The sequence below is a fragment of the Kistimonas scapharcae genome (assembly GCF_039540975.1).
Taxonomy (GTDB): Bacteria; Pseudomonadota; Gammaproteobacteria; order Pseudomonadales; family Endozoicomonadaceae; genus Kistimonas; species Kistimonas scapharcae.
This window is the reverse complement of sequence record NZ_BAABFL010000416.1, coordinates 1-17,184: the sequence shown is the minus strand read 5'-3', so window position 1 is coordinate 17,184 and position 17,184 is coordinate 1. Positions and strand designations below refer to the sequence as shown.

General features: G+C 53.9%; 14 protein-coding genes and 5 tRNA genes. 11 read left to right on the top strand and 8 right to left on the bottom strand.

What is annotated here, in order from left to right; translation table 11 throughout:
- Positions 1 to 115 precede the first annotated feature (115 nt).
- Positions 116 to 1,225 (bottom strand): hypothetical protein, encoded by a 1,110-nt coding sequence (locus ABD892_RS16225; RefSeq protein WP_345196960.1) that lies wholly within the window; start codon positions 1,223 to 1,225, stop codon positions 116 to 118.
- A 370-nt stretch (positions 1,226 to 1,595) separates the two neighbouring features.
- Between ABD892_RS16225 and ABD892_RS16220 the strand changes: the two genes are divergently transcribed.
- The gene (locus tag ABD892_RS16220; protein ID WP_345196958.1) at positions 1,596 to 2,744 is read left to right on the top strand and encodes a Na/Pi symporter; all 1,149 of its coding nucleotides are present in this window, start codon (positions 1,596 to 1,598) and stop codon (positions 2,742 to 2,744) included.
- 12 nt (positions 2,745 to 2,756) lie between these two features.
- Positions 2,757 to 3,026 (top strand): hypothetical protein, encoded by a 270-nt coding sequence (locus tag ABD892_RS16215; protein ID WP_345196957.1) that lies wholly within the window; start codon positions 2,757 to 2,759, stop codon positions 3,024 to 3,026.
- Positions 3,027 to 3,077: 51 nt separating this feature from the next.
- Here ABD892_RS16215 and ABD892_RS16210 read toward each other — a convergent pair whose 3' ends face one another.
- The gene (locus ABD892_RS16210) at positions 3,078 to 3,623 is read right to left on the bottom strand and encodes a hypothetical protein (protein ID WP_345196956.1); all 546 of its coding nucleotides are present in this window, start codon (positions 3,621 to 3,623) and stop codon (positions 3,078 to 3,080) included.
- Between the two features lie 229 nt (positions 3,624 to 3,852).
- Between ABD892_RS16210 and ABD892_RS16205 the strand changes: the two genes are divergently transcribed.
- The 5 genes from ABD892_RS16205 to ABD892_RS16185 all read left to right on the top strand — a co-directional run bounded on the left by ABD892_RS16205 (position 3,853) and on the right by ABD892_RS16185 (position 13,114).
- On the top strand, positions 3,853 to 5,430 hold the full coding sequence (locus ABD892_RS16205) for an FAD-dependent oxidoreductase (protein WP_345196954.1): 1,578 nt from the start codon (positions 3,853 to 3,855) through the stop codon (positions 5,428 to 5,430).
- 98 nt (positions 5,431 to 5,528) lie between these two features.
- Positions 5,529 to 6,890, top strand: coding sequence for a hypothetical protein (locus ABD892_RS16200; protein ID WP_345196953.1), 1,362 nt, complete (start codon positions 5,529 to 5,531; stop codon positions 6,888 to 6,890).
- Positions 6,877 to 7,653 (top strand): chromosome partition protein MukE, encoded by a 777-nt coding sequence (locus ABD892_RS16195; protein ID WP_345196952.1) that lies wholly within the window; start codon positions 6,877 to 6,879, stop codon positions 7,651 to 7,653. Before ABD892_RS16200 ends, ABD892_RS16195 begins: the two co-directional genes overlap by 14 nt.
- Positions 7,650 to 12,095 carry a chromosome partition protein MukB gene (gene mukB, locus ABD892_RS16190; protein ID WP_345196951.1) on the top strand — a complete coding sequence of 1,482 codons (4,446 nt, stop codon included), beginning with the start codon at positions 7,650 to 7,652 and terminating at the stop codon, positions 12,093 to 12,095. Before ABD892_RS16195 ends, mukB begins: the two co-directional genes overlap by 4 nt.
- Positions 12,092 to 13,114, top strand: a complete 1,023-nt coding sequence (locus ABD892_RS16185) for a Wadjet anti-phage system protein JetD domain-containing protein (protein WP_345196949.1) — start codon at positions 12,092 to 12,094, stop codon at positions 13,112 to 13,114. The genes mukB and ABD892_RS16185 overlap by 4 nt, the downstream gene beginning before the upstream one ends.
- 299 nt (positions 13,115 to 13,413) lie before the next feature.
- On the opposite strand, the gene ABD892_RS16180 is transcribed toward ABD892_RS16185, so the two are convergent.
- From ABD892_RS16180 to ABD892_RS16160, 5 genes are all read right to left on the bottom strand, one after another.
- Positions 13,414 to 13,490, bottom strand: a tRNA-Arg gene (locus ABD892_RS16180).
- A 45-nt stretch (positions 13,491 to 13,535) separates the two neighbouring features.
- Positions 13,536 to 13,612: transfer RNA gene (locus ABD892_RS16175), tRNA-Arg, on the bottom strand.
- A 51-nt stretch (positions 13,613 to 13,663) separates the two neighbouring features.
- A tRNA-Arg gene (locus ABD892_RS16170) sits at positions 13,664 to 13,740 on the bottom strand.
- A gap of 50 nt (positions 13,741 to 13,790) precedes the next feature.
- Positions 13,791 to 13,867 (bottom strand) — tRNA-Arg (locus ABD892_RS16165).
- Between the two features lie 54 nt (positions 13,868 to 13,921).
- Positions 13,922 to 13,998, bottom strand: a tRNA-Arg gene (locus ABD892_RS16160).
- Between the two features lie 140 nt (positions 13,999 to 14,138).
- On the opposite strand from ABD892_RS16160, the gene ABD892_RS16155 reads away from it, so the two are divergent.
- The 3 genes from ABD892_RS16155 (at position 14,139) to ABD892_RS16145 (ending at position 15,823) form a co-directional block, all read left to right on the top strand.
- Complete coding sequence (locus tag ABD892_RS16155; RefSeq protein ID WP_345196947.1) at positions 14,139 to 14,504, top strand: DUF3301 domain-containing protein; 366 nt, start codon at positions 14,139 to 14,141, stop codon at positions 14,502 to 14,504.
- 44 nt (positions 14,505 to 14,548) lie between these two features.
- Positions 14,549 to 15,115, top strand: coding sequence for an elongation factor P-like protein EfpL (gene efpL / locus ABD892_RS16150; protein WP_345196946.1), 567 nt, complete (start codon positions 14,549 to 14,551; stop codon positions 15,113 to 15,115).
- A gap of 75 nt (positions 15,116 to 15,190) precedes the next feature.
- Positions 15,191 to 15,823, top strand: a complete 633-nt coding sequence (locus tag ABD892_RS16145; protein ID WP_345196945.1) for a YjaG family protein — start codon at positions 15,191 to 15,193, stop codon at positions 15,821 to 15,823.
- 37 nt (positions 15,824 to 15,860) lie between these two features.
- Here the strand turns inward: ABD892_RS16145 and ABD892_RS16140 are convergent, their stop codons facing one another.
- A complete protein-coding gene (locus ABD892_RS16140) occupies positions 15,861 to 16,463 on the bottom strand; it encodes a hypothetical protein (RefSeq protein WP_345196944.1) in 603 nt (200 codons plus the stop codon).
- 352 nt (positions 16,464 to 16,815) lie between these two features.
- On the opposite strand from ABD892_RS16140, the gene ABD892_RS16135 reads away from it, so the two are divergent.
- Positions 16,816 to 17,016 carry a DUF2788 domain-containing protein gene (locus ABD892_RS16135; protein ID WP_211824123.1) on the top strand — a complete coding sequence of 67 codons (201 nt, stop codon included), beginning with the start codon at positions 16,816 to 16,818 and terminating at the stop codon, positions 17,014 to 17,016.
- Positions 17,017 to 17,184 lie beyond the last annotated feature (168 nt).

Below are 17,184 nucleotides of genomic sequence, written 5' to 3'. Positions count from 1 at the left end.
GAGCTGTTGGTCCATGGCTAATCTCCAGCAAGGGCTGAGAGGAGATTAGCTTATTATCGGGGACTTAATCGCAGGTTCCCTAGAAAGTGACAGATCAGATCTCCTCCCTGTTAAATCACGGCTTATTGATTGAACGTTTTGACTCATCCTCTGGGTCCGGCGGAGGCGGCATTATTCGTGCTGCATCCATCTCTTCCGACTCTTCGTACAACTCTGGTGGAGGCGGCGGCAGATCATCTATTGGGGTTAGCCCTTCATCGGAAACCATTTGAGCTGAGTCTGTTGCACTCCCGCCATTGCCTTCGAGCGATGATGGTTGCTGTGACACATTGGGTTTCAGTCGATTTGGATCAAATCCTATACAGTCCTTTAATGCCCTTTTGATCGCAGTAGCAGTATTCTGATCATCAATCTCCAGCAGGTCATGATTCAATAATGCATCTGCATCATCAACCAACCTATCAGCTTCCTCCATGATGGTGTGGGACAGTGCAACCAATTCATCTTTCCAATTATCCCGCTCTTTCTGCTCAACAATTTTGTGAGCATCTAGCAGTTGAGCGCGCTTGAAGTTATAACTGTTTACGCTCTCTTTCAGCATTGTCCCCTCTGCCAACACCTTAACCAGCTTCGGGGGAATCTCTTTAAAATCCTTGCCTTTGACGTTGGAAGCATTACCGATCAGCAGCGAACGAATAGCCTGACGGAAGCGGCTCGCCCATAGTCTGAGACGAGAGTGCTTTTTAAAGCGCTCTTTGAGTTGATCAGGCTGAGCGACTGAAACAGGAACCTGATCCATTGCCTGATCAAGCGTTTCGACATCCCCTGTATTTTCAAGATCGAATGCAGCCTCTCCAAGAACCAGACCAAGCTGGGCATGAGAATCCCCCCCTATGACACCCTCTGGCAGCAAACTGCTCTGAGGATTGGGTGTCAATATCGGCTGGTCTTGCTGTTTTTTTGCCGCATTAAGAACACTATCCTCAAAGCCTTTACTGCTAGTGAGCATTGCTTTTATCTGCTCAATTGATTTTTCAGCCCCCGTAGAGATCTGTGATTTTTTACCCGCCTCTTTCTGGATATGTTTCTCTCCTTCAGTAGCCTCCACGTCCAAAGACAAACCCTTCATTCGTCCCTTTACCGGTTCATCCGGTGACTCCTTATGATCTTCCACTTCACCGTATTGAACAGGTTTTCCGGCATTCGTTTTATTGATTTCAGGCATCACAGCATCCTCTCTGTACCTTTGTTTGTATCAGTATAGATAGGCCTGTAAAGACCAACTCACTGGATCTCACCTCTTTTCAGACCGCCTAAAGTACAAGCCTCCAAAATCCATACCAAATTTGCTCTTAGCCAACATCACTGAGATACCTGATGAGTGATAGACCTTTTTTGCATTTATAAAGGGCAGAATATCGTAAAACAAACTACGTACATCCCGCACCACGATGACACCAACCACTATTGTTGACCACCACCCACCTGAATAAAGTGCGCGCTCATCCTGCCTGCAGGTGAATTGACAACCTTGAACGAATACAGGAACCATCCACAACGGGTGGTTTTTGCATTTCCATGGTAAAGGTATAACGATGCAATCAACGCAAGCGGCTCCCCGATCGGCAGCCAACCACAACTTCGCCCCCTGGCTGGGTGTCATCTTCCTGATCTACCTGCTGCTTGTGGCGGTTGGTATGATCGGCGCCGGGTTCAAATGGGCCTCCGGTGGCGCGGAAGGGGCACGCCAGCTGTTCGCTTTTGCCACTAATCCGCTGATGGGTCTGGTGGTCGGCGCCATGGCTACCGCCCTGGTACAGTCTTCCAGCACCGTGACATCCGTCATCGTTGGCCTCGTGGCAGGCGGCCTGCCGGTACCAACAGCCATCCCCATGATCATGGGCGCCAACCTGGGCACCACGGTGACCAATACCCTGGTCAGCATGGGCCATGTCGGCAAGCGAAAGGAATTCCGTCGGGCGTTCTCTGCTGCCACCGTGCACGACTTCTTTAACCTGATGGCCGTCGCCATTTTCCTGCCACTGGAAATCATGACCGGCTACCTGTCCAAAACATCTGAATACCTGGCTAATCTCCTGGTGGGTGGCAGCAGCGTCAGCATCAAGGGCCTGGATTTTATCAAGCCACTGACCCAGCCCGTACTGGACGTTTTCAGGGATCTCTATGCCGGCCTGCCGGGCATTACCGGTGGCGTCATGCTGGCCCTGACAGGTCTGGCGTTTATTTTCCTGTCTATTGTTTTCCTGGGTAAACTGCTCAAGCGACTGATGGTCGGGCGTGCCAAGGCCATCCTGCACAAGGCCATTGGCCGCGGCCCGATCACGGGTATTTTCTCCGGCACCCTGATGACCATCGCGGTACAGTCCTCATCCACCACCACCAGCCTGATTGTTCCACTGGCGGGGAACGGCCTGTTCAAGCTGAAGGAAATCTATCCCTTTACCCTGGGCGCCAATATCGGCACAACCATCACGGCACTGCTGGCTGCCACGGCAGTGTCTGGCAGCCATGCGTTCTTTGCCCTGCAGATTGCCCTGGTGCACCTGATTTTTAACATCAGCGCCGTTATATTAATTTATGGCATACCACAGCTGCGGAAAATCCCCCTGCGTACGGCACGGCGTTTCGCCCAGATTGCCAGCCGCCGTAAGTGGATCGTTCTGGCTTATGTTGCCGGGGTATTCTTCATTATCCCCGGCCTGTTGATTGCTATTACTGCGTAAGAGAACCCAGCCATGACGACAATGAAGGAATACAAGGCACACCGGAAAGCCCTCAAAAAGCAGATTGAGGAAACCCGGGCACTGCTGGAGCGTCTTGAGGCGGAGCTGGAAGAAGACCGGCACGAGATGCAGCATGAAGAGGTGGACCATCTTGAGGAATACATTGAGAAGGCTCAGCCACATATTGGCGATTTCCGGACCCTGACCCAGACGGCGATGGAAGACCTCGGTAAATCTGTCCACCGCCTGGTCGATGTGATCCGCGGCCAGAAAAAAGACTGATAAAAATGCCCCGAATGGGGCATTTTTTATGCGTGCATGACAAGAGGGCTTTCAGCGCACAATTTCATGGAAACGGGAAAGGATGGTGTCGGCAATATCCAGCCGTTGAAACGCTGATAGATTACTCATGCGCTCAAGATCGAGCCAGTGCAGGTGCAGGTAAGGTGAGCGAGCCTTGAACTCACGCAGATCACCTTTCTTGATGAGCGGAAGAAAACTGTCCTTTTTGCTGAGCACCCGATCAAAGGCCTCATGCAAGGGCATGATGACCCATTTTTTGCCCCCTTTAACGGGCATCCGCATGAAAAAACCTTCCTTCCCCAGAAGCTCACCGGGAAAGAGCATGATATTAGAGGGCCTGACCGCTTCCACCCTGACAGCATCAAATGTCTCATGCCATGCCTGCTCATCAGGCAGAACCTGAATCTCTTTCTCGCCATCTTGATCGCTGTAAAACAGGCGATAATTGCTGTAGACCTGACAGACACTTTCTGAATAAACGCAGAATACATCGCGAAACTGCTGCATATAATTATAGGCTTTCTGCTGATGAATAATGTGCTTCAGATCCCAGCATAAATCGACATTCGTTTCCATTGCCCCCCCCTTTCACAGTCAGTCGCCCTATAGCAGCCACAGGCACATGACCATGCCTGACCATCATGACAGAAATCCTAACAAACAGCACGCCTGCAAACTGTGAGCAATATCATGCTTAACTCATCTGACAAAACAATGCGACTTTTTGCTCCCCCAATAGCCGGAACTTTACAGGCGCCGCAATGTCGAAATTGTAATTCGTTGAGTTAAATGGAATTTATACGCTATGGAGCCCCTAGTCGACACGACTTCCCCTTTAGCAGGAGCCAGCAGAACAGAGTCAATAACAAATCAACCCCGTGCAGCGGCGACGGGAAAGTTCAGTTTTTTTGCTTTTCTCGTGCTTATCATTTCAGCGGTGAAACACCTCGTTGATCTGTGCAGGGCTGCCCAGCCTCGAACAACACTGAGTGAGCGAGAGGTAAAACACGTGGTGGTTATTGGCGCCGGCCCTGGCGGCCTGATGACCGCGATCCAGTTGAAGCAGAAAAATCCGGAACTTGATGTTCTCATGCTGGAAAAATACAAGGCATATGCAAGAAACCACGTACTGCAAATCAATCCACACTGTTTTAATGCCTGCCAGTTAGATGGCGATGACACTGCAACTCAGCTATTACGGCAGCTACAAAGTAAGCTCCAGGACCAGCACTACAGAATACCGTGTAACGAGCTGGAAGAAGAGCTAAGAGCCATAGCAACAGCAGCTAGCATAACCATTCGAAAAGGGGACGGAGAAATGGTGATGGGGATCGCGCCTGATCACGTACTGATAAAAGCGGACAGCAATACGACCCACACATGCCAACACGTACCCTATGATATCTTGATCGGCGCTGACGGAGCCCACTCGAAAACCCGGAAAGCCATTATCGAAATGAAACGCCGTGAAGCGAATGAATCAGACAACCTTGGGAACACGGTCATGTTTAGCGACTTAAGCCAAGTGGATGAAGATACTGAATTTGATGGAGGGCAACACATTATCAATCACCGGGTACGGGTCAAATATCGCATACAGCAAGATACAGGACGGATGGATTCAAGCTTTGGCAATTATGTCAGACTGGTGTATCCCACCACCAAATGGCTGGGCTCGATTGTCCATGAGCACATCAGTCAGGATGAAGATGGAAACCACTGGGTTACTGCTGACTTTTTCATTGACCAAGACGAATATGACTCACTGAAACAGGGCGGCCATGACTTAAAGAACCCCGCAAGCCTAAACAACCAAGAGCTACCTGCTACATTACGCCGAAAAATTGAAACCTGGCAGGCGGTAAAACATGGTTACTGCGGTGAAGTAAAAATACCGGACAGCGAAAAAATTTCACCCTATTTCATCGGTTCCTTCCATGCCGAGCAACCATGCCACATTACTACAGCCGGCAAGCTCGTCTTCCTCTCAGGGGATGCTCTCACAAGCCTTGCCTTCATGCGTGCATTTAACAACTGCTTGCATAACAGCGCCTATGCCGGAGACCAGATAGCCTGCCTGGATACCTGCAGTCTGGAAGAGATTGTTGATCGTATCGCACTCCATGCGCGATTGCGCTACAAGAAAGAATTATTCACCGCAGGCCTGAAAAAAGCCGCTGTCGATTTCCTCCTCTGGTTCCTGAATATCAGTAATAAAGTCCCTTGGCAAACCAACCGGTTTACAGCTGCAGAAATCGACCAATTGATCGATAGCATGAATCGCGCGATTGCGAGCCAGGGCGCACCCGACAATCTCGCTGGGGCTGCCGGCTTTAGTACCGACGATGTCGGACTACCAACAGCCCCCCTCATCGCTGTTTAACGTCGCCCTTCATCATGTTGGCGTTAAACAGCGAAAGGCTTTCAACCACTGACTGAATTTCAGATAATAATCGTTTTGCCCAATGACCGGAGACGCCGTTGGCTGAAACGAAGGACATCCCTCACCTGGTCAGTGAAATCATCACTGCCGGCCTGCAACTGCAGCTGCAACCGGCCGACCTTGCCTTCCTGGCCGCCCTCCACTTCTGGAAGGATCAGGAATCCCAGCCGGAGTTCGGGGAAGATGAGCTGCATGTGGTGTACGAAGTCATTGATCGCACCCAACTCGACAGCAGTGAAGAGACCCGGCGACAACGCTGCAACCATGTGATCCGCCGATTTCTGGATCAGCACCTGCTACTCTGCCTGGAAGGCAGCGGCCAGCGGGCCCACGCCTATCTGCTGACCCCCATGGCGGAACAGATTGTTGAGTCAGTGTGCAGTGGCTTTGACGCCTCACGCACCGCGCTGAGCACCCTGTTCATGACGGTGAACAGCCACCTGCGTGAAATACGGGATGCCGCCGAAACGGGCGGCAACGAGCCGTTCTGGCGCCTGCAAGTGGAAGCACCACTGGAAATCACCGTTCGCCAGCTGGTAACCACCATCGACCACCGCCAGCGCCAGCTGGACCGGGAAGCGGTCGACACCCGGAAAACCGTGGTCGCCATGCTGAAGCAGGACTGGCAGGATGCCATCTCCCGCTGCGAAACACTGCTGGAAGACACCCAGGAACGCCTGCAAGACCTCCAGCAACTGCTGCTGGCCAACTGCCAGGAAGCCCGTCGCCTGCTGGAAAGCATTGCCGCCACCGCTGACTCGGCCGGCCGCAACCGCGCACTGGACGCTATCACACGCCTTGAACAGCATCTCGATCGCATCGAACACTGGAGTGGTGAACGCCTGGAACACTGGGAAGGCTTTCATCTGCGCGCGCACCAGTACCTGCGCCAGTTTATCAATATGGATGAGCGCAAGGCGTTGAGCGAACGACTGCTTGATGCGCTCAAACGCTACCGGGAGTTACCCTGGTCACTGAATACGATCGCGGCAGAACCACTGCCTCGCCTGCGAGAAATCGAGCCGCCGCCGGAGCAACGGGTAACTGCCCGCATCATTCTCGATGAAGAAAGCGTGATCGACAGTGATGACCAGGACAGCCTTCGCCGAGAGATCAGTCTCTGGCTGGATGCTGTCACCGCCAGCCGCGGCACCCTGCCCACCTATGAGGAGGCCATGTCGGAACTGGCTGGCCGCTATCCGCTGCACCGCCTGTTCAGCGTTGCCGGCTGGCTATTTGAAGCCATGACCGAACGGGGCAGTGCCCGTCACCATAAACAGGTACCCGAGACCCGATGGCATCCCATCGTTGAGGACCTGGAGGTGGAATCCCTCAGCCTGACCCTGCGCCAACCTGCCCACACCACCGCAACCGAGGAAGCTACTGTTGTCGGCGAATAACATGTTTAAAGACGCGGCGCCGGTCGCCGTTGACAGCCCCTACACCTGCCTGGCAGACATCATTGGTGATGACCGGTTCCCGGAACTGGACAGCCGTCTGCGCCAGGGTGAGCACATTGATATCCGCCATACCCACCTGTTCGCGATGCTGCGTGACGGGGAAACCTGGCTGGGCGAACACTACCGCCGCTATGGCGTTGAACTGATTCAGGCACCGGAGGATTACTGGTACCTGAAGCCCAACCTGGGCAGCCGCAACCTGATTCGCTCCCGCAAGCTCGACGAACTGCAGATGATAACCGGGCAGGTACTGGCCATCTGTCACCTAGACCCGGAACAGCTGGAAGACAGTGGATGGATCACCACTGAATCGCTATTTGACCGATTACGACTACTGCTGGAAGAAGAACACCTCTGCCGCCTGCTGGAACGGAAAAAAATCAACACCCAGCATGACCAGCAAAAAGCCATGGACGTATTGAAGCGCTGCCTGCGTCAGCTGGCGAGGCTGGGCATGATCCGGCTGGACGGCCAGCAAGCGGAACGGTTCCAGACCCAGGCGCCCCTGATGCGCTTTGCCGAGCCGGTCCGTTCAGCGCCACTTACACGGGAAGCCCTGGAGAGGCTGGTCTCAACGGGCTTTATCAGCCTGGAAGCAGACAGCGAAGTCGCCGATGACGAGACGTCCACTACTGCAGAACCATCCGACGTCAAGGCGGATGAATCCGCTGCAGAGATCGAGGCACAGGAGGGCACCCCATGAGTCCATCACAAAGAACCCGTATCCGCAGCCTGTCACTGGTGAATTTCCGGGGGATCTTCTTCAAGACCCTCAATCTGCATCACCTGATGAGCAACCTGATCGGTCACAACGGTGCAGGTAAGACCACCATCATGGGTGCCCTGCTGATTAACCGGGTGCCGGACAATCGCCTGGTCCGGCTGCGTAACAATTCTGACAGCGCCTCGGACCGTAGCGACAATGGCATCTATGGGCGGATTGAGGCGGGCACCTGCTACAGCCTTGTGGACTACAACCTGTATGATGGCCGGCGTGTCATTGCCGGGGTACAACTGCGACGCCTGGCAGCTCCTAGGGTGGAACTCAAGCGTTTTGCCATTACCGGCATTGACCCGGACATGCCTGTGCGTGACCTGGTCATGGAAGCGGTCGACAACAACCTTTTTGAACCACTCGACGGAAAGGCTCTGCGAAACCGCATCGCACGCCTTGGCGGCACCGTGGAAACCTATGATAACGTCGCCCACTATATGCGCTGGCAGTTTGACTGCCGCATCATCCCCCGGGCCATGGAAAACAGCGGCGACCGGCAGCGCTACTACCGGATGCTGGAAACCAGCCTGTACGGCGGCCTGTCTGCCGAACTGCAGAAAGGGCTGCGAGATTACCTGCTGCCCGCTGACGATCAGGTAAAACGCTCCGTCAGCTCCATGCAGAATGCTTTGATGGAAACCCGAAAAACCCGGGTCAAAATTGAGGCAACCCGGGAAAAACGCCAGTTTATCCAGCGTATTCTCAACGATAGTTATGCTCTGGGTGAACAGGTGCTGGCCCTTTCTGCCCAGGAACATCGCAAACAGAATGATCGCTTGGATGCAGCCCGATCCACAGCATCCCGCCTGGAACATGATCGTGAGAGTGCCCGCCAACAGACACAGGGCCTGCAGGATCAGCTTGACCGCATGGATGAGGAACGGGATCAGCTGGATCAAGACCTGCAGACTGCTTCCAACACGCTCAGCCAGGCAAAGGATCTGACCCGACTGCATCAGGAACAGGCGCAACTGGACAATGAGCTGGTGAATATCCGCTCGCGCTTAACCGAGAAACGACAGGAATACACCCTGTTCGAAGCTCAGCGTCAGGAACAGACTGCCGCCCAGTCCCTACTGGAAGAGGACCTTGAAAGCCTGGTCAACCAGCTAGCCAGTGCAGAAGACGCCTACTCGGAAGAAGCCCGTAAAGCCGGCCTCTACCAGGACGCCATACGTAGCCTGGATGAATCCCGGGCAGTCTGCGGTGACGATTCACTATCTGCCGATTCACTCCCTCACCTGCTCGCGCAATTAAGGCATCAACGCGACGCCGAATCCGAGCAGCTCCATGAACGCAGCCCACTGCTGGAACAGGCTGAGATGATCCGGGAACATTTTTCTGTCGCACTGCCGATCATTCAGCGATTGGATGCCAGTGATATCACACCGGCACAAGTCGCCGAACGTACGGCCTTCTGGCTCCGTCACTGGCGCACTCAGAAAGATTTAGCCAGCTCCCAGGAACAGCACAAACAACACTTGAAGCACCTGGAAAAGAATCGTCAGACACGCGAGCAACTTCTGTCTGCTATCGAACAGCTACCTGAGGCATGGTGCACCCTTCTTACCAATGAAGAAAGCTGGCAGACCACACGCGAACAAGCCAACGTCGCCCTGCAGGAAAGCCGCGCGCAACTGGAAGTACAACAGGAAACGCTAGACCAGCTCAGCGACAACCATCGCAGACTGCGCCTGCAAATGGATCAGGCCCAACGAGACCGACAGGCCTGGCTGCAGGCCACTGAACTGGCTGGCGAAATAGCCCGACTCCAGCCAGAGGCCCGACTCGATGGCCGCGATCAGCTGCACGCACTGCGTCAGACGCTGAATGACCAACGGGATCAATGTGGCCAACGTGATAGTGTGATCACTCACGCGCTGGACACCGTGCGCCAGCAACTCCGCGGACTGGATCAGGACGACTCCGACGAGCGGAACCAGCTTCATCGGCTGGCCGACCTGACCGGCGGCACACTGGTCAGCGACTACCTCGACAGCGATGATATCTCACTCGACGAGGCAGCCTATCTGGAAGCCAAGTTCGGCCCATTACGGCAGGCCCTGCTAGTGCCGGACGCTGAACGGGCTGCCACCTTGATCCGGCAGGAAGCCGATCGACCGGATGATGTCTGGCTGCTCCAGGGCAAACCGGGCGAAGCATTCTCTGAAGAAGACTACCTCCGCTCTCCGGACGACCAATCAGAAGAAGATGATGGCAGCGTATTTGTTCATCTCGCCGACCGTATTGCCCGGATCAGCCGTGAACCCGAATTCCCGACCCTGGGGCGACTGGCACGAGAACAGGCATTCAAGCGCCTGACAGAACAGGAACAAACCCTGCTGGATGAACGGCAAACCCTTGCTGTCAACCGCCATACTATCAGCCGCATCCAGGGGTTACTGGATGAACTCGCCCCCATGAGCGTCTGGCTGGGTATCGATGAACCACCCGTCTCAGCGCTACAGACACAGCTGGAAACACTGGCCCATCAGCAACAGTCCCAACAACAGGTCATTTCCGCTAACAAACAGGAAGTGTCAAACCTGCAAAAGGTCTGCAACACCCTTGATATCTGGCAGACCAGTGCCTCACTACTGACAGAAAATGACCTGGATGACGCTATCGAGATGGCCACAATCGCGCTGACCGAAAGCCTGACGGCACAGTCCTGGATCACGAACAACCAGGCCGACATGCAGTCACTGGAACAGCGCCAGTTCTACCTGCAGACACCGCCGCCCGATGACATCGATAAGCTGCGAGATGAACTAAACCAGCTCCAGGCTTCCATCAGTCATCTCGGACGTGTCATCAGCCTGTTGGCCAGCACAGCGGACAAACTGCCTAATCTCCGCTTTGCCGCTTCTGTCGAACGCAAGGACGCATCTGGTTCCCTGCGCGACACACTCCGCGAGGAGCACAAGCAGAAATCCGCACAGCATAAAACGGGCAAGCAAACTCTGGAACTGACCATTGCCCAATGTAACGACCTGAACACCGCGATCCGGAGTGATGAATCCCGGCAGCATGATAAAGAGGGTGCCCACCTGCTCAAGAGTCAGGAGATTCGAGAGATTCCCCTGACCTGGCGTGAAAACCTGGTTTCCCACTGCGAAGAACAGTTTGGGCAATTGCGCAAACAGGTACGAGGCCATGAGGATAAACGACGACAGTTTACTGATACCCTGGCGGAAACCCGTTCAACCCTCAAGCAGCTGGAGCTGCAGCATCAGGACGCAGAGGCACAGATTGCCCGACTGAAGCCTGCTGCCGAAGCAGCCACCGCCAGCTGGCAGGCGATCAGCACGACCGCGGAATCCTCAGGGCTGGCCAGACGACTGCGCCGTGAGGGATTGCTCGCCACCGAGAGCGAACAACTGAAATCGGGGATTGCCGATGCCCGGGCCAGTTTGATCCAGGCGCTGGCCGTTGAGCAGGAAAACCCTTTACGTCAGGCCCTGGAAACCACAGCATTGCACGATCTGGCACAGCTATTTCATTGTGTGGTCGATGCCCAGCACTTCCTGGCGGAACGGATGGATCAGACACTGGTCAATGCAGAAGATCCAAGGCAGGCGCTTGAGCAGCTTGAGCATCAACTGACCCGGCTAGAGACCCGCCTGAAAGACGCCGAGAGCCGTTTTCTCGCCGAGTCAGACCGTATGGGGCAACATATTGAGCGAAGCATCAACCGGGAACGGAAGCAGATTCACCAGCTCAATAGCGCACTGTCCAGCGTTCACTTCGGCACGATTCGCGCCATCAAGGTAGAGCTTGAAGTCATTGACAGTTTCCGCAAGGTACTGGAAGCCCTGCAACAGCGTTTCTATCCGGATCTTTTCAACCAGCCGGATATGAAAATTGAGGATGCGTTGGCGGAAATATTCAAAAAGGAAACCGGTGGTAGCATCGCCGGGGAAAAACTGCTGGATTACCGGGAATACATCAAGCTGCAGGTACTGGTGCAACGGGCCAACCACAAGCAGTTCGAGCCGGCCAACCCCACAAACCTGTCAACCGGCGAGGCCATCGGCACCGGTTTGGCAGTACTGACCATGGTGCTGCATTCTTGGGAAGTTACCACCCACAAACGCGTGGGTCATGGCCATTCTGCCAATCGTTTGCTGTTCCTTGATGAGGCGGCCAGACTCGATGCCAGAGCCTTGGCGACACTCGAAGAACTCTGTGCCAACCAATCGCTGCAGCTGCTGGTCGGTGCACCCGATAATGTCCTGCCCAAGAACGGTGTGACCTATCGCATGGTGCGACTCATGGAGCCTTACGAGCATGTCATCTTCTCCGCCGTGCGCGGCAAGATGCCATCGGTCTCTATGCCGAAAGAAGAAACCGCTGGAGCTGAGGCATGACCCGGGGAACCCTACCGATACCGTTGGGCGATATTCCCCTGGATATCGTCCGACCAGTTGCACTGATCCTGCTGGATACAGGCAAAGTAAAACCACCTCGTAAAGCACAGCCATTCATTGACTTTCTCAACAGGAACGATTGGATTGAAGCTATCCCGGATCTTTGCATCCGCACTTACCAGCTGAACCAAGATGGTCATTCCAATCTCCGGAAAACCCTGTGCCACTGCTTTGGTGACAACTGGGATAACAATCCTGAGGAAAACCATCTCCAGCAAAGAGAACACTTTTTTAGAGGCGTGCTGGTATCACCATTACCGGATGTTATTCATGAACGTGTTGCCCAAGCGCTCTGGGCGCAACACTCCAAAGACCGAAAAGCATACAATACGCATTTACCCATCCAACTAAAAACCTGCCGGAATGACATACTGCGCCTCAGAACCCACGCCAATATACGCATTCATGGAACAGACTGGGTAATAGATGTGCAGGCCGACATGCAACGCTTTGGTGAAATCATCCTGAACGAGCGCATGATTACCGGTATTCAACGCCTCGAGTCTCCTAACTCAATTTCTGTGATGACGATAGAAAATATCGGTGCCTGGGACAGCTGCCCACTACTGAATGATCTGTTAACAGTTTTCACACCAGGTAATAACACCCGGCTGACAATATGCTTTTTGAAACAACTCAACACGTTCCAATGGCAGCACTTCGGCGATTTGGATTACCCTGGCCTGGAGATTGGAAGAAAGCTTGCCCAGCAATTAAACAAACCATTAAGCTTGTTTATCCCTCTTTGGTGGAGTGAATATCTATCCACGCATGCCCTGACGATTGCCGATGACGACAAGAAAAAATTGTGGCCAGAAAAGCCTCTCTCGCTTTCCTTACTCCGCCAGCACCCTGTTCTGCGAAAATTACAGCAAAACCAGTCTTGGCTAGAACAGGAAGCCATCATGCTAGATAAGCGATTATCCGAAACCCTTCAGGCTTCTATTACTAGGCACTGACCTGCCCATGCCCATCAAGGCATGCAGTCCACAAATCAGAAGATAAAATAAAAAAAGGCCGCACAGGGCGGCCATAGATATGGGGTTTGAGCCACACCACCGGTGCAACCTGTCATCCTATGACAGGCACTGGAGAAGCAACCGATGACAGGTTCAGAGTAACGTGGCGCCCGATGACTGACCACCGACTTTACGGAGTCTTACGTATAACTGACTGCCGCATCGAAACGGATACAAAAGACTACAAACCACACATTCCGTGGTTGATTCAGTGCCAGCGATAATGAATTTCAGGAAGATGGCGCGCTCGGGAGGATTCGAACCTCCGACCGCCTGGTTCGTAGCCAGGTACTCTATCCAGCTGAGCTACGAGCGCGCAAAAGATGTGACAATATTCATTGTCGAATTGACTTGCAGAAGATGGCGCGTCCGGGAGGATTCGAACCTCCGACCGCCTGGTTCGTAGCCAGGTACTCTATCCAGCTGAGCTACGGACGCACATGAACTGCAATTTCACCAAGCATCGCCTTAGGCAATACTCTAATGAACTGGCGCGCTCGGGAGGATTCGAACCTCCGACCGCCTGGTTCGTAGCCAGGTACTCTATCCAGCTGAGCTACGAGCGCGCAATAAGGGTTTATGACAATCAATATCATCAAAGCAAACTGCCAGGAAATGGCGCGTCCGGGAGGATTCGAACCTCCGACCGCCTGGTTCGTAGCCAGGTACTCTATCCAGCTGAGCTACGGACGCACATTAAACTGCAGACTTGCCAGCCACGACCTTAAACAGTGACTGAGTAAGTGATGGCGCGCTCGGGAGGATTCGAACCTCCGACCGCCTGGTTCGTAGCCAGGTACTCTATCCAGCTGAGCTACGAGCGCGTTGCCTTACGGGATGCGAACTATAGAGACACACGCCGTACGAGTCAATATGCGGCAAACCGAACCGCCTTTTTTCCCACCCTCTTTATATCCGATCAAATCGTCGCAACAGATACCGCTTTCTCATAAAATACCTGCCCATGAGCGAACTGATAGCATTGCTGTTGCTGATTGCAGGTATCTGGTACTGGCAAGACACTGCCGTGGCCCGGGAGATCGCCCTGCGCCAGTGCCGAAGAACCTGCAAGGAACTCGGCCTGCAGTTGCTGGACCAGACGGTCGAGCGAACACGCAGTCGGCTGATACGTATCAACGGTGGGCCACGGGTGTTGCAGCGTGAATACCGGTTTGCGTTCACCACCACCGGGGAACAGCGATATACCGGCTACCTCTGTATTGCCAGACGGCAAGTTCTGGACATTCACCTGGACCTGCCCGACGAGACAGCAGATGGGCTTACCTCACCCCATCAGCTGTACCTGCAATCTGATCAAACAGTGCATTAATACATCAGGCCGCACCACAGACTTTTTCACAGGGATTACTGACAATGCCCAGCGCCAACGAACTTAAGAAAGGCCAGATTGTAGAAATCAACGGCCACTACTACATGGTCAAGAACGTCGAGTCCAAGAGCCCGTCTTCCCGCGGCGCCCAGACGCTTTACAAGGTGCGCTTCAACCAGGTGCCCGGTGGCCGCAAGTATGACGACACCTTTACCGGCAACGATATGCTGACCGACGTGAACATGATGCGTAAGCCGGTTTCCTTCCTCTATAAGGAAGGTGACCTGTATACCTTTATGGATCAGGAAGATTACAGCCAGTACACCCTGGAAGCCTCTGCTCTGGAAGACCAGCTGCCCTATATCCAGGACGGTATGGAAGGCATCACCGCCCTGCTGGTAGACGACAGCCTTCTGGCACTGGAACTGCCCCAGTCCGTCATCATGGAAGTTGTCGAGACCAGCCCTGCCATCAAGGGTTCCACCGCTGCTGCCCGCACCAAGCCGGCCCGCATGGCCACCGGCCTTGAAGTCCAGGTACCGGAATACCTGGAGCAGGGCGAGAAGATCAAGATCAACACCGAGACCGGTAAATTCATGTCCCGGGCCTGATCCACTCAAGGCATGAATGCAGAAAGGAATGACCGGCTTCACTGCCGGTCCGACGGCAAGCACAGGTTGATGACCGTGAACACACAAGCAATCCTCCTCGACAGCCGGGCCAACGCCCGTCAACTGAGCCACCGGCTGAAAACCCTGAAACCCTGGCAGCAGGCGACCTTCGCCATTGCCATGGCCGAACGGGGCTGGCCTAACTTTGCCCTGTTTGCCGATATCGCGGAATTTGGTGAACCGGATGAAGTCCGTCACTGCCTCAATATGCTCTGGGATTATGTAGCAGGCCACCAGTCCGCCAAGAACTTTGAGCGGCTGCTGGAAAGGCTTGATGAGCAGACACCGGATGTTGACCAATATGATATGTATGGCGTCTATCCGGCGCTGGACGCCATTGTTGCCATCACGTCCGCGATCCAGTGCGCCATGGAGCCCTCCCTGGAAGAAGCCGCCAGCACCGGCGCACTGACGCTGGCCACGATCGGCCGTTTCATCCGATTTCACGAAGCCGAGGAGCTGAGCGGTACGGAGCTGGCTCAGTACATTGAGGACCATGAACTGTTTGAAGCGCAACAGGCATTCATCAGTGATGTGATTGATCACCTGGAAAAGGCTCCAGCACAAAAACCCGAACTGAAGAAAACCTTAAAAGCCCTGGCGTCCAACGACAACACCAGCCACCTAGGCATCAGTCTGGACAGCTAAGATGCTTATCCCCGTTATGCCTTCCAGGGATAACGGGTCACCGGTACAGTCTGACCAGGTTATTCACTATCACCCCGCGAATTTGTGCCGCATCAGTGGCAGACACGTCACTAAGCTGGGACACATCCAACGTATGGAGCGTCAACGCAGGCATGCCCTGCTCAAAATCATCCAGCTCTTCCCGAACAAGTACGGGTAGAAAATCATGACCAAGGGTCAGGTAACGGTTGACCAGCTTCTTCAAGCCTACCTGGAAAGGCACTCCCCGCGATCCCACCAACCGGTTTCTGGCAGGAATCTTCAGGTAGAGGCCTGAAGCACCGACACACTCACCGGGAAACACCGTGATGCCTGTATCCACTACAGCACCCAGCGGGAGCCCCCGGATACTGTCACCTGAATTGTCATCCGGCAGCAAAACCATGAGGGGCTGCTCCTCATTGTCGGGAATCACAAACCGGTACTGGGTATAAAGCCGCTGGTCAGCACGGGAGTAAATACAGAAGCATCCTTCAAAGCGCGCAAGAAAATGGAGGGCTGCAGTGCGGTCGTCGATACTGCCAAGATCCCAATTCAGATCATCCTGCTCCAGCAGTTCCCGCCAGCCGACATCTACGACGGACTCGACAGACTGACCCATGCCCCCTCCCTCAGCAAGATACAACATTGCTTGTATTAATAGCGTTATTATTCTCTGCCGCCCCTTATCGCACAGACCATGCCACTGATTCTGTTTTGCCTCCAACGACATCCTGCAGAACAAAGAATGTTAAACCTGTCACAACCTCAACCACAAAGCTGTCTATTTAATAAACAAATTACGCATCCCATCTCTTTTTCAGAGAACGGCCCGGTGAACACAGGATGTCGGGCCTGACAAAATCGGTCACCCTCACCCTGCCCCTCTGTGACAGATTTGCTACACCAGCCTGACTTTCAAAACAGCCGCCAGCCGATATAATCCAGCCACAACATTTTATTCGGAACCCACCATGGATATAGCCGCCTTTGATGATCTGATGCTGACACTGCTGGTACCCGGGCTTATCCTGTTCATGGCATTTATTGTCTGGGATCTGGCCAAGCACTCCAATGCCGGCAAGTTCGGGACATTAGTGCTTTTTGGCGTCTTAGGACTGGGCGTCCTGGGTTTTGTGATCAAAAAACTGGTTGCCATGAACCTTGGACTGTAATCTTCCATACACTGACCAAACAAGAACAACAACCCGGCTCTGTTCACATTTTAAGCGTTGTCATTCCTGACTATGCTGCCTAGGAAACCTGCGATTAAGTCCCCGATAATAAGCTAATTTCCTCTCAGCCCTTGCTGGAGATTAGCCATGGACCAACAGCTCAGCTTT

Coding starts and splice junctions, on each gene's coding strand:
- ABD892_RS16225 (WP_345196960.1), bottom strand. CDS start 1,225: ATGCCTGAAATCAATAAAACGAATGCCGGAAAACCTGTTCAATACGGT.
- ABD892_RS16220 (WP_345196958.1), top strand. CDS start 1,596: ATGCAATCAACGCAAGCGGCTCCCCGATCGGCAGCCAACCACAACTTC.
- ABD892_RS16215 (WP_345196957.1), top strand. CDS start 2,757: ATGACGACAATGAAGGAATACAAGGCACACCGGAAAGCCCTCAAAAAG.
- ABD892_RS16210 (WP_345196956.1), bottom strand. CDS start 3,623: ATGGAAACGAATGTCGATTTATGCTGGGATCTGAAGCACATTATTCAT.
- ABD892_RS16205 (WP_345196954.1), top strand. CDS start 3,853: ATGGAGCCCCTAGTCGACACGACTTCCCCTTTAGCAGGAGCCAGCAGA.
- mukB (WP_345196951.1), top strand. CDS start 7,650: ATGAGTCCATCACAAAGAACCCGTATCCGCAGCCTGTCACTGGTGAAT.
- ABD892_RS16185 (WP_345196949.1), top strand. CDS start 12,092: ATGACCCGGGGAACCCTACCGATACCGTTGGGCGATATTCCCCTGGAT.
- ABD892_RS16155 (WP_345196947.1), top strand. CDS start 14,139: ATGAGCGAACTGATAGCATTGCTGTTGCTGATTGCAGGTATCTGGTAC.
- efpL (WP_345196946.1), top strand. CDS start 14,549: ATGCCCAGCGCCAACGAACTTAAGAAAGGCCAGATTGTAGAAATCAAC.
- ABD892_RS16140 (WP_345196944.1), bottom strand. CDS start 16,463: ATGGGTCAGTCTGTCGAGTCCGTCGTAGATGTCGGCTGGCGGGAACTG.
- ABD892_RS16135 (WP_211824123.1), top strand. CDS start 16,816: ATGGATATAGCCGCCTTTGATGATCTGATGCTGACACTGCTGGTACCC.